Annotated in this window: 10 protein-coding genes; 5 read left to right on the top strand and 5 right to left on the bottom strand. The window is 61.1% G+C overall.

Annotated elements, in window-relative coordinates; all coding sequences use genetic code 11:
- Nucleotides 1–140 precede the first annotated feature (140 nt).
- Nucleotides 141–854: a PqiC family protein gene (locus J2Y86_RS20440; RefSeq protein WP_253435508.1), complete on the top strand. Its 714-nt coding sequence runs from the start codon at nucleotides 141–143 to the stop codon at nucleotides 852–854.
- A gap of 240 nt (nucleotides 855–1,094) precedes the next feature.
- On the opposite strand, the gene J2Y86_RS20445 is transcribed toward J2Y86_RS20440, so the two are convergent.
- Nucleotides 1,095–2,627: an AhpA/YtjB family protein gene (locus J2Y86_RS20445; RefSeq protein WP_253435511.1), complete on the bottom strand. Its 1,533-nt coding sequence runs from the start codon at nucleotides 2,625–2,627 to the stop codon at nucleotides 1,095–1,097.
- A gap of 135 nt (nucleotides 2,628–2,762) precedes the next feature.
- Between J2Y86_RS20445 and serB the strand changes: the two genes are divergently transcribed.
- Complete coding sequence (gene serB / locus J2Y86_RS20450) at nucleotides 2,763–3,977, top strand: phosphoserine phosphatase SerB (RefSeq protein WP_214380401.1); 1,215 nt, start codon at nucleotides 2,763–2,765, stop codon at nucleotides 3,975–3,977.
- A gap of 120 nt (nucleotides 3,978–4,097) precedes the next feature.
- On the opposite strand, the gene J2Y86_RS20455 is transcribed toward serB, so the two are convergent.
- Nucleotides 4,098–5,885: a molecular chaperone gene (locus J2Y86_RS20455; protein ID WP_253435515.1), complete on the bottom strand. Its 1,788-nt coding sequence runs from the start codon at nucleotides 5,883–5,885 to the stop codon at nucleotides 4,098–4,100.
- A gap of 199 nt (nucleotides 5,886–6,084) precedes the next feature.
- On the opposite strand from J2Y86_RS20455, the gene J2Y86_RS20460 reads away from it, so the two are divergent.
- The gene (locus J2Y86_RS20460; RefSeq protein ID WP_031318316.1) at nucleotides 6,085–6,486 is read left to right on the top strand and encodes a lectin OAA family protein; all 402 of its coding nucleotides are present in this window, start codon (nucleotides 6,085–6,087) and stop codon (nucleotides 6,484–6,486) included.
- A gap of 57 nt (nucleotides 6,487–6,543) precedes the next feature.
- Here the strand turns inward: J2Y86_RS20460 and asd are convergent, their stop codons facing one another.
- Genes asd through J2Y86_RS20475 form a run of 3 tightly spaced genes read right to left on the bottom strand, consistent with a single transcriptional unit; the run spans nucleotide 6,544 to nucleotide 9,816 of the window.
- Complete coding sequence (gene asd, locus J2Y86_RS20465; RefSeq protein ID WP_027922000.1) at nucleotides 6,544–7,404, bottom strand: archaetidylserine decarboxylase; 861 nt, start codon at nucleotides 7,402–7,404, stop codon at nucleotides 6,544–6,546.
- An 18-nt stretch (nucleotides 7,405–7,422) separates the two neighbouring features.
- A complete protein-coding gene (locus tag J2Y86_RS20470; RefSeq protein WP_253435518.1) occupies nucleotides 7,423–8,238 on the bottom strand; it encodes a rhodanese-like domain-containing protein in 816 nt (271 codons plus the stop codon).
- A gap of 39 nt (nucleotides 8,239–8,277) precedes the next feature.
- Nucleotides 8,278–9,816 carry an HDOD domain-containing protein gene (locus J2Y86_RS20475; protein WP_253435521.1) on the bottom strand — a complete coding sequence of 513 codons (1,539 nt, stop codon included), beginning with the start codon at nucleotides 9,814–9,816 and terminating at the stop codon, nucleotides 8,278–8,280.
- A gap of 166 nt (nucleotides 9,817–9,982) precedes the next feature.
- Here J2Y86_RS20475 and motA point away from each other — a divergent pair, with 166 nt between their 5' ends.
- Both motA and motB read left to right on the top strand, forming a co-directional pair.
- Nucleotides 9,983–10,834, top strand: coding sequence for a flagellar motor stator protein MotA (motA, locus tag J2Y86_RS20480; protein WP_253435525.1), 852 nt, complete (start codon nucleotides 9,983–9,985; stop codon nucleotides 10,832–10,834).
- A gap of 3 nt (nucleotides 10,835–10,837) precedes the next feature.
- Nucleotides 10,838–11,866 carry a flagellar motor protein MotB gene (gene motB / locus J2Y86_RS20485; protein WP_253435528.1) on the top strand — a complete coding sequence of 343 codons (1,029 nt, stop codon included), beginning with the start codon at nucleotides 10,838–10,840 and terminating at the stop codon, nucleotides 11,864–11,866.
- Nucleotides 11,867–12,005: the final 139 nt, after the last annotated feature.

The following is a 12,005-nucleotide window of genomic DNA, read 5'->3' on the forward strand; positions in this document are numbered from 1 at the left end:
ATCGACGCTTTGCCGCTGGAGTCGGAACGCATATTCACGGATGATATGGCCTTTCCAAGCGCCGGCGTGGCCGAGCGTTCTTCATATTTATTGAGTATTTTCACTGTGGTGAGCCTTGTGGCAACCACCTGGATGGGACGATGACTGCTCTGCGCCTTCCTTTTATTTTGATGCTCGCCGGCGTTCTTGGCCTGGCGGGCTGCAGCACTCACCAACCGGTGTCGCTGTATCAGCTGGACAGCGGAAGTCCGGCTCAGCCTGCGCAAAGCGCGGGCATGGCGGTATTGCTCGGCCCCGTAACGGTTGCCGACTACCTGCAACGTGAAACATTGCTGCAGCGTCAGCCGGATGGCAGCCTGCAGGCTTCGACCGATGGTCGTTGGGCGGGTAGCCTGTCTTCCGATATCGATCAGCTGTTGCTGCGTCAGGTAGCGGGGCATCTGGACAGTCAGCGCGTGGTGCTGGCGCCTGCGACCCTAGGCTTCACGCCGGACGTCCAGGTGCTGCTGACCATCACGCGTCTGGACTCGGGTAAGTCGCAACCGGCGATCCTTGATGCGCAATGGCGTTTGATCGACCGTCGCGGTCAGGTTCGCGATAACCGCATCATTCATTTGCAGGAACAACACGCTGGCGGCACGGCCGCGCAGGTTCAGGCACAAGGTGTGTTGTTGCAGAAACTCGCCGAACAGCTGTCGACCGCGCTGAAGCCATTGGCTAACCAGCCACCGATTGCCGAAGCGCCGAAAAAGCCGGCTGCCAAGCCTGCGGCACCGGCGGCGGAACAGGAAAAGCAGCCGAAGATTCCGATGGCTTCGCCGATCCGCACTGATATGGAAGTGTTCAGGTTCTAAGCCTGGATTGATCCAAAGCAAAGCCCGCCATGTGCGGGCTTTGTTGTTTTTGCGGGTAGGATCTCCATTGGCTGTTCCGGCCTCTTCGCGGGCAAGCCTCGCTCCTACAGGGGGGGGCGAGTGGTTCGCGCGATAATACCCGTAGGAGCGAGGCTTGCCCGCGAAGGCGTCAGCACAGGCAACAAAAAAGCCCGCAGACGATCACTCGTCTGCGGGCTTCTTCACATCAGGACCTAAGGCTTACGCCCGGCGCTCATGCATCCGCGCCAGTTGCCGCTCCAGCATCGACGGATAAGGCTCCATCAACCGCTCTACACAGCACGCGCCTTCAGGACTGGCAATCGGACGGATCCGCGCACGCTGGCGAATCAGCGCGTCGTCGCTGATCTTGCGCTCCACCAGCAGCAGGTTGCGGCTGTGTTGCGACAGGGCCAGGGCGTCCTGGGCGGTTTCGGTCAGCAGCAGGTCAATCTGGCTCAAGCCAAACAACTCGTCGCCCAAAGTCAGGCCCAGCTGCAATTGCAGGGTAATGCCGCTGTCCGCGACTTCGATCTGCAACTGATGGCCCAGCGCCCGCAGCAACTCGCCGCAGCAAATGGCGTTGGTCAGGTAGTCGTCGCCGCTGTCTTCGGTGTGGAACACCATCAGCGTGCTGCCATCGTTCAGGCTATGCAGTTCGCCCTCATAGAGCGATGCGGCCTGGTCGAGGCAGTCGCGATAGCGTTTCAACAATTCTTCCAGGCGCGCGCGCGGCAGGCGACGCAGCTGATCCTGGGCCCCCAGTTGCACGGCCAGCACCGCGCTGTGCTGCGGCACGTTCGATACCTGCGGTTTGACCACCGGCTTCGGTGCGCTCGCTACCGACTCGTCACGCAGATCGGCAAACGCATCATCGTCGTCGTCATCTTCAACGGTGCTGACGATGTGCCGTGGCGCAGGTTTGAGGCCTGCAACAGGCTTGGTTTCATCGAAGCTCGGGTCGCGCAGATTGCGTACCTCGAAGGACGGCTCGCTGTCGTCGGCGTCTTCGTAATCGCTTTCGTCGTATTCGGGTTCCGGCTCAGGCTCGGGTTCGGCCGGTTCCGGCGCGAAGTTGGCGTGCAGCTGGCGAGCCAGGTCGCCGATTTCGTCCTGACGATCAGTGCCCGGGGTGTATTCGTCGATATTGCGCAGCCACACCCGCAATTGCAGCAGCGGCGTGGAGATGTGCCGACCCAGGCGCAGGCTCAAGGCCAGGGACAGGGCCAGCAGAATCGCACTCAGAATGCCCATGCTTTGCAGGCTGATGGTCATCGGCTGCTGGAACTGATCCATGTCCAGGCTGATGCGCAGTTGCCCGGCAGTCACGTCCTGGAAGGTGATCTTGCTCTGATACATGCCCTCGGCTTCGCCCAACAGGCTGTGCTTGGGGCGCTGACCGGCTTCGGCGAGGATGCGGTTATCCACGCTGTAGATGGCGGCGTGGGCCACCAGCTTGTTCTTGGTCAGGTTGTTGAGCAGCACGTTGAGGCTGAGGATGTCGTTGGACACCAGCAGCTCCGTGGCGGACGTAGCGGTCTGCGTGGTCAGGCTTTCGCCCAGCGCATCCGCCTGCTCGTGCATGGCCTGCTTGAACTGCAAACCCATCACGCAGGCGTAGATCACCAGGGCCAGAGCGACCAGGATCACGTTATGGCTGGCGATGCGCAATGCAATCGGTACACGGCGGTGGCGCAGTGCACGGAAGATCAGCAGAAAGAAGTTGTCGGTTTTTACTGGCGTGGGCCGGTTCACTTGAGCTCGGCTCTTTTGTCCGTGAAGTTGACGCGCAGTATAGCGACAGGCCCTAGACCGGCAAAGCGCTCACGGTGCCCGATGGTCACTGAAAGTGGGTAGAATGCGGTTTTTTTCCACCTGCGGGGGTGCGCCTTGCGCGAAATCGTCCTGATAAACATCACGGGAGTCGACCGACCGGGTCTGACTGCGGCCATTACCGGCGTTCTGGCCCAGGGTGGTGTGAACATTCTCGACATCGGTCAGGCGGTGATTCACGACACCCTGTCGTTCGGCATCCTGGTTGAAATTCCTGACACCGAGCAAGGCAAGTCGGTGCTCAAGGACATTCTGTTCACGGCCTACAAGCTCGACCAGCAGGTGCGTTTCACGCCGGTGTCCGAAGAGGATTACCAGCAATGGGTCGGCAATCAGGGCAAAAAGCGCCACATCGTGACGCTGTTGACCCGCAAAGTGACCGCCGGGCAATTGCAGGCCGTGAGCTCGATCACCGCCAAATATGGCCTGAACATCGACCACATCGATCGTCTGTCCGGGCGCATGCCGCTGGACACGCCGGCTGACAAGGGCAAGGGCTGCATCGAGTTTTCGGTGCGTGGCGAAGCGGCGGATCCGCAAGCGCTGCGGGCCGAATTCCTCAGCGTCGCCCAGGAATTGAACGTCGACATCGCCTTCCAGGAAGATTCGCTGTTCCGCCGCAACCGTCGTCTCGCGGTGTTCGACATGGACTCGACACTGATCGAAGCCGAAGTCATCGACGAATTGGCCAAGGCCGCGGGCGTCGGCGACCAGGTTTCGGAAATCACCGAGCGGGCGATGGCCGGTGAGCTCGACTTCCGCGCCAGCTTCAAGGAGCGTCTGGCTTTGCTCAAAGGTCTGGACGTCAGCGTGCTGGATTCGATCGGCGCCTCCCTGCGCCTGACCGAAGGCGCTGAAACCCTGTTCGCCGAACTCAAGCGTCTGGGCTACAAGACCGCGATTCTGTCGGGTGGCTTCACTTACTTCGCCAAGCAATTGCAGGCCAAGCTGGGCATCGACTACGTGTTCGCCAACGAGCTGGAAGTGGTTGATGGCAAGGTCACCGGCGTAGCGGTCGAGCCGATCGTCGATGCGCAGCGCAAGGCGGATCTGCTGAAGGAGCTGGCGCACAAGGAAGGTTTGCGTCTGGAGCAGACCATTGCGGTCGGCGACGGCGCCAACGACTTGCCGATGCTGGCGATTGCCGGGCTGGGTGTGGCATTCCGTGCCAAGCCGCTGGTCAAGCAGTCGGCGAAGCAGGCAATTTCAACGCTGGGGCTGGATGGCGTGCTGTACCTGTTGGGCTTTCGGGATCGTGACGGGCAGCTCTGAAATCTCGGCTGCCTGATCGGGCCTCTTCGCGGGCAAGCCTCGCTCCCACAGGTGATCGCGAACCTCTGTAGGAGCGAGGCTTGCCCGCGAAGGCGTCACCACCGATTTAACGTCAGGCACTCAAAGCGTCTTCCACAACGAATCAAACTCCTCCTCGTTTCCGACCACGCCGCTCCCTGCGGCGTTTTCGTTTCTGGCGACCTCCAGCGAACGATAGGCAAACTGATTAAAACTGTTGGTACTCGCCACCCGTCGATCCAGTCCGGCCCGGCGTTCCTCGCCGTTGGTGTTGATCATCACCTTGTTGCCTTCCTCAAAGGGCAATCGCGGGGCGAGCAGGGTGGCCGGCAGGTCTATCGCGCTGATGGCAGGCAAAAGCAAGCCTCGCAAATAGTGGCTGTGGTCGTCACGGGTGCGCACCAGTTGCAGGCCGCAAGGCTCGGCGTAGGGCGCGACCTGCTCAATGCCCATTTGCGTGCCGCCGCCGCGAACCTGGCGGATCCAGCGCACTACCGCGATGCTCCAGCCCGACCCCGCCGTATCTTCGATGCCGACCATCTCGCCCGCCTGTAGCTCGGCCGGCACCTCGCCGGGCCAGGCCAGGCAATAACCGCCCGGACTGTGATTGATCACCGGCAAGGCGTAGGTCGGAAAGTGACGGTTGCGGTCGGAGGCTTCGTGACTGTCGTCGTTCTGAAGTTGCGGGTATTCGATTTCTTCGTAGGGCAGCAGCGTGTCGGCGGTGCCCTGTGGTGCCGCGTCGAAGGCATGGTGCCATTGATCTTTTTCCCGGGCGGAGGGTGAAGTCGCCGCGAACTGGGCGCGGCCGGCCCCGGGATGTTTCAGGATCTCGCTGAACGGGCGTTGGCCACCCAGATAGAAGTGCAGCGCGCTCATGCCTACGCACAAGGTCAAGGTGCCTTGGCTGGCCGTGCGCTGGAAACTGCGCTCGACCGCTTGGCCCCAGGCGGCATTCAGGTGTTGCAGCGTGTCCAGATTGAGTCCTGCCGGCACGGGCAGTGGCACCGGACTGTCGGTTTTTTGCAGATGGGCTTCAATGGCGGCGACCAGTGGTTGCGCATCGAACCCCAGCAAACGCTCCTGCTGCTCGGGCCGGAATTTCGATCGGTAACGCGGCCCGATGTCGAGCTCCGGCGCGACGGCGAACAGTCCGTCAGCCGGGTGTTCCGGTTGCAGCTTGATCAGTTTGCTCCACGGTTCCAGCACTTCGGCGAGTCGCGCGATCTGGTTCTGGCGCAGTTGATTGCAGCGTGCGGCGCCCAGCAGCAGGGCGACCACGTACGTCTGTTCGATGCTCAGGGTTTGCGTCTGGCTGGCCAGTTCGTCGCGCAGGCTCAGGTGCTGGAGCCGATGGGAACAGGCAATCCGATACAGCTGATGCAGTTCCAGCCACACGCCTTCCGGCACCGGGCAATAGAGCTCGGTCGCGCGGATCAGTGGTCCGTTGAGGCCATGGATCGCTCGCTGCAATGCCTGGGCCAGCAGCGGTGCGCGGTCCTTGCTGAAGCGCGGCGAGACGCGCATGACGATCTGTTTATAGCCAATCGCCAAATGACTTTGCAGCGCCTGGCAGAGGTTGGCGATCTTGCGCGAACGCTCGTCGAGGACAATCGACTGGTACAGGAAATGCCGCTCCAGGTGCTTGCAGACGTAATACACCTCGGGCCGCAGTAACTCGAGTAATTGCAGGCGATTGTCGCTGGGTGTCAGCAGTTGGTTCAGTTCGCTCAAGCCTTGATAGAGCTGGCGAGCGGTTTCGCCGATGTTGGCCTTGGGCAGATCGGCGATCCAGCGCTTGAGGTCGCGCGGGGTGGCTTCGCAGAACGACAGGCGCAACTGCGCAGGAATCGGGGCGCGTAGCAGAAGGTGAGGACTGGTCTCATTCATGCCGTGAACAAACTCCAACCGGGAAAATGGGCAGTGAATGACCTGACTGTAGCAGTTCTTGTCGGCGACCGTTTGTCTGTCAGTCGAGTGAGGTTCGGGCGTGCTACTAATCTGACAGACGTGCGACTGGATACGCACGGTCGTACGGCCTGCTGCCTATGCCGGGCAGGTCTCTCTTAACTTCAAGGAGATGAAGTTTATGTCTAGATACGTAGTGGCAAATCAATGGGGCGGTAGTTCTGCACCCTGGCATCCGGGCGGAGACTGGACGCTAGGCGCGCGGGACAACCAGAAGGTTGTCGCGATCGAGATCAAGTCGAGCGATGGCGGCAAGAGTTTCACCGGCACCATGACGTACGCGGGTGAAGGTCCCATTGGCTTCAAGGCTCAGCGCACGGGCCAGAACCAGTACAACGTTGAAAACCAGTGGGGCGGCAATGACGCTCCATGGCATCCGGGTGGCAAATGGGTCATCGGAGGCCGGGACAATCAGAACGTTGTCGCGTTGAGCGTGACCTCCAGTGATGGAGGGAAAAACCTCAGTGGCACCAATACCTACGCCAACGAAGGGCCGATCGGCTTCCGTGGACAGATAGAGTAACGGCACCACCGAAATGTCCGACCCCACGAAGACGTTCGTGGGGTTCGGATCAGGGGATCAGGCTTTTGGCAGGCCCATACCCTGGCCCATCTGCACCGGCGAACCGGCCGCCAGTTCTTCAGCCCACTTCACTTGATCAGGCCCGAACAGCACGACAGCCGTCGAACCCAGCTTGAAGCGACCCAGTTCTGCACCTTTCTCCAAATGGATCGGCGCACGAGCCGCTTCGTCGTAGCGGAAGGTTTTCAGTTCGCGCTTCGGTGGTGTCACCAAACCGGCCCAAACGGTTTCGATCGATGCGACGATCATCGCGCCCACCAGCACCACGGCCATCGGCCCGCGCTCGGTGTCGAAAATGCACGCCACACGCTCGTTGCGGGCGAACAGTTCCGGAACGTTTTCTGCGGTGGTCTGGTTGACCGAGAAAATTCGCCCCGGAATGTAGACCATCTCGCGCAATGTGCCGGCCAGCGGCATGTGCACGCGGTGGTAGTCCTTCGGCGACAGGTAAATCGTCGCGAAATCACCGCCCATGAACGGCGCTGCGTTGGCCGCGTCACCGCCGAGCAACTCCAGTACGCTGAAACTGTGGCCCTTGGCCTGGAAAACGCGACCGTGCTCGATCGGGCCGAGCTGGCTGACGGCGCCGTCGGCCGGGCTGAGGATCGCGCCAGGGGTTTCGTCCAGCGGACGAGCGCCGTCTTTCAATGCACGCGTGAAAAACGCGTTGAAGTGCTCGTAGGCGGTCAGGTCTTCGACCAGGGCCTGGGACATGTCCACCTGATAACGCTTGGCGAACCACGCGGTGAACGCATTCTTGAACCAGCGCACACGGCATTCGGCGATGCAGCCGGCCAGTCGCGAGAGCAAGTGGTGGGGCAGCAGGTATTGGCTGAGGATAAACAAACGCTTATTCATTAACTGTCCTTAAAAACCTTAAATCTCTACAGGCGTATCGGGATGGTTGCCCCATTCGCCCCAGGAGCCGGCGTAGCCTTTGACCCGCGGATAACCGAGGGACTTGGCCACCAGATAGGTGAAGCCAGAACGGTGGTGAGTCTGGCAGTGGGTAATCACTTCTTTGTCTTTGCTGATCCCGAGTTGTTCGAGGATCTGCGGCATGTCCGTGCGGATGCGCAGGTTGCGCGTGCGGTCCATGCCCGCGGTCCATTCGAAATTGACCGCGCCGGGAATGTGTCCGCCCTTGGCTGCGAGGACTTTCTCGCCGGAGTATTCCAGCGGCCCGCGCGCGTCCCAGATCGCCAGGTCGGCGGCGCCGAGACGGCTTTGCAGGTACTCGCGGGTGGCGGTGGGTTCGTCGTGCAGGGTCAGTGCAACCGGGCCGCCGGCCGCGGGCGGGATCTGGATCGACATGGGCGAGCCTTCTGCCAGCCACGCCGTCAGGCCACCGTCGACATAGTGGTATTTGCTGTGGCCGATGACGTCCAGCAGCCAGATAAAGCGCCCGGCCCAACCGCCGCCTTCGTCGTCATACACGACGTAGACCGCATCGGGGTTGTGGCCCAGTTCGCCGAACAACGTTTCGAGTGCCGCGTGCGGCGGCATCAGGCCTGGCGCCGGCGGTTGGCCGAGTTGCGTACGTTTCGGATCGACAAAACGCGCACCGGGAATATGCCCTTCGGCATAGCGGGCACTGCGGGTCAGGTCCACCAGAATCAGATCGCGGGCGTCGAGGCGAGGGAGCAAGTCGCTCGGCTCGATCACCAGCGGCAAGCCAGAGAAGTCAGACATGTGAGGTCTCCAGAGCACAAAGGGGGGGATTGTAGCGGGTCATTGGCCGCGATGGCTAAAGCTGTGCAGGGCTTTCTCGATGCACTGCGCGGTTTTGCCAAAGGCCTGCACGGTGATTTCAGAGAATGGCCCGCCGCCCTGATCCGCCACCACGATCATGATTACGCGGCCGTTGTTGACCAGCGAGCGCAACAGCAGGTGTTCGCCACCGAACTGCGAACGCAGGCCGGCCGGCAGCAGCGCCGAAAATTGCGCGTTGTTGGCCGGTGTCAGGCGCACCTGGGCCTGTTGCGACAGCAGGCGTTGCAGCACCGTGCTCTGGCTCGTCAGAAAATTCAGCCCAGCCGTTTCCTTCGGCAACCCGGCAATCTGATGCACGCGCAGATTGGCGTGCGTGCGGTCGGCCATCAGGATCATCACCCGGCGCATGCCACACGCGACCAGCGCATCGCGGGCGGAGTTGGTCAAGTGCATGGCATTGGTGAAACGACTCGGCTCTACCAGCAGCTCGGCGCATTGTTTGCGCCACTTGGCCAGGTCTTCGGCGGTCGGCGCCGGGGCGGGCAGCAAACCAGCGTGAACGCGGTTCATGCCCCACGGCCAGAGCAGCGCAACGGCGGGGTGCCAGAGGTCCGGCATGGCGTGTTGGCGCGCACTGTTGGCGGCCTGCTGGTGCAATTGCTGCTGCACCTCGTCCATCGGCATTTGCAGGTAAAGGCTGGTCAGGTACTGCCAGCGCTCGCTGTGTGGACTGTCCCAGGCCTGTTGCGCCGACAGCGCCAGACCGTTGGCCAGCAACACGGTATTGGCCGGTTGATTGAGCCAGCGGCGCAGCGTTGGATCGTCATCAAGACGGTTCTGCTGGCGCAATGGATGATCGCTGTCGCGGGCAATACGCAGGACTTTCACCAGTTCCCGCTGCTCGTTGAGCAACAGCTTGTAACCTTGCTGCACCCAGTTCGGCAGGTGCCAGATCTCCACCAGTGTCTGGCAGATGTCGAGCAGACGGACGCCGAACAATTGTTTCTCGACGTTGCGCGCCGGCTCGCCTTTATGGATGACCCGCAGCTCCCATTCTTCGAGTAACTGCGGATGGGTCAACGCCATGGGCCACAGCGGCGAAAGAAACAACAGGCTGCCCCAGTGGATGTCCTGCCACAGGCGCGCCAGGCGAGCGGCGAAAAAACCGTTGGCCTGTTGCGTCGCGTGCTGGCTGATCATCTGCAACTGGCGCAGGGCCACGGGAATGTCCGATTGCGCTTGCGCAGGCAGGCGGGCGAGCAGTTCTTCGGTGCGCTTCAAACCGAGGCGATTGATCGCCACCTCAAGGTTTTCCGCAGGCTCCGTCATGCTGCCGTGGGTGTGCCGGTTGGCCTCGCGAATCACGCTCAAGGCCAGGGCGGGGCTGTCCTGCATCAGTTCGGCGATATCGCGCAGCGAGCTGCGATTGTCGGCGATGGCGTGGCAGACCCGGTCATGACTGGCCTGTGGAACCGGCAGGCGCACGCCATCGAGAAGCTTGACCCAGCCTTCGAGTGTGGTCGGTTTTGGAGTTGGAACGTTCGTTTCGTTAGCCATGGTTGGACGCGATCACCGTCTGCATTACCTATGCCCGGAGCGGGCCAAATTGGCTTTTCGCCTGAACTGGCTATAGTCTGGCGCAGTTTTGCCGATAAGTAGAAGAAGAGATTTTTTAACTTCCGAATATGACCTTGAACCCGACTCAGTAAGTGCTCTCCTACCTATGGCTAAAATAATCGGCATCATCGTCGTATTCGCGAGCGTGCTCGGCGGATACGTGCTCTCCCACGGCAAGATTGCCGCCCTGATTCAACCCTTCGAGGTGATGATCATCGGTGGTGCGGCCCTCGGTGCATTCCTGCAGGCCAACCCCGGTTACATGACGATGCACGTTCTCAAGAAGTCCTTGGGAATGTTCAGCTCGCGCTTCAATCACACGTTCTATCTGGAAGTGCTGGGCCTGATCTACGAGATCCTCAACAAGAGTCGTCGCGAAGGCATGATGGCGATTGAAGGCGACATCGAAGATGCCGCCGCGAGCCCGATCTTCGCCAAGTACCCGGCGGTCCTGAAAGATGAGCGCATGACCGCGTACATTTGCGATTACTTGCGCATCATGTCCTCCGGCAACATGGCTCCCCATGAGCTTGAAGGCTTGTTCGACATGGAGCTGACCAGCCTCAAGGAAGACCTGGATCACCCTTCCCACGCGGTCAACGGCATTGCCGATGCCATGCCGGGTTTCGGTATCGTCGCGGCGGTACTGGGTATTGTGGTGACCATGGCTTCGCTGGGTGAAAGCGACCAGAAAATGATCGGTCTGCACGTAGGTGCGGCACTGGTCGGTACCTTCTTCGGTATTCTCGCGGCCTACGGTTTCTTTGGTCCGCTGGCGCACGCACTGGGTCACGATGCCAAGGAAGAACTGAACGTCTACGAAGCCATCAAGGCTTCGCTGGTCGCTTCGGCCTCCGGCATGCCGCCATCGCTGGCGGTAGAGTTCGGGCGCAAGGTTCTGTACCCGGCGCACCGTCCTAGCTTCGCTGAGCTGGAACAAGCGGTTCGCGGTCGTTAAGTCATGGAAAACAACCAGCCGATAATCATCAAGCGCGTAAAAAAGTACGCGGGCGGGCATCACGGGGGCTCCTGGAAAATCGCCTTCGCGGACTTCGCGACGGCGATGATGGCGTTCTTCCTGGTGTTGTGGCTGCTGTCCACCGCAACGCCAGAACAGAAGATCGCCATCGCCGGTTACTTCAAGGACCCGGTCGGCTTTTCCGAAAGCGGCACGCCGTACATCATCGACTTGGGCGGCACGCCGACCCTGGCGCCGGAAAACACCCTCAACCCCGAAGTGAAATCCCAGCCGCAACCGGACAAGGTGACTGTCGACGCCGAACAGGTCGAAGGCATGGCCGAGATGGTCGAGAAGGAACGCCTCGAGCTGTTGCTGCAAGAACTGCAGAACAAGGTCGAAGAGAACCCGCAGCTGCAGAAGTTCAAGGACCAGATTCTGTTCGAGATCACTACGGACGGTTTGCGCATCCAGATCGTGGACGCCGAAAACCGCCCGATGTTCGACTCCGGCAGTGCGCGTCTGAAGCCGTACTTCGAAGACATCCTGCTGGCCATGGCCGACACCATCAAAGCGGTGCCGAACAAGATCAGCATCAGTGGTCACACCGATGCCAAGCCGTACTCGGGCACCGGCGATTTCGGTAACTGGGAGCTTTCGGCCAACCGTGCCAACGCCGCACGCCGTGCGCTGGTGGCGGGTAGTTATCCGGATCAGCAAGTCGCTCGCGTCGTCGGTTATGCCTCGTCGGCCTTGTTCGATCGCGAGAACCCGCTCAACCCGGTCAACCGTCGAATCGACATTGTCGTGCTGACCAAGCGAGCCCAGCGTGCCATCGAAGGTTCGCAAGGTGCGGAACCGGCACCAGAACCGACGCAAGGGCAGGGCGGCCCGGGTGAAGTGCCGGCCACGCCAGCCGACCCGAACGCATTGCCGGCCGATAAAGAACCACTGCCGGCGCATGAGCTTCGCGAGCGTTTGAATCTGTTTGATGACCCGGCGCCGAAACCGGGCGGACCCGCGAAGCAGTGATCCACAAAAAAGCCGCGATCATCTCGCGGCTTTTTTGTGACATCACTTAAACCCTGTGGGAGCGAGCTTGCTCGCGAAGGGGCCATCAGCTTCAACATCAATGTTGACTGACATGCCGCTTTCGCGAGCAAGCCCGCTC

It is taken from the genome of Pseudomonas migulae (assembly GCF_024169315.1).
Taxonomy (GTDB): Bacteria; Pseudomonadota; Gammaproteobacteria; order Pseudomonadales; family Pseudomonadaceae; genus Aquipseudomonas; species Aquipseudomonas migulae_B.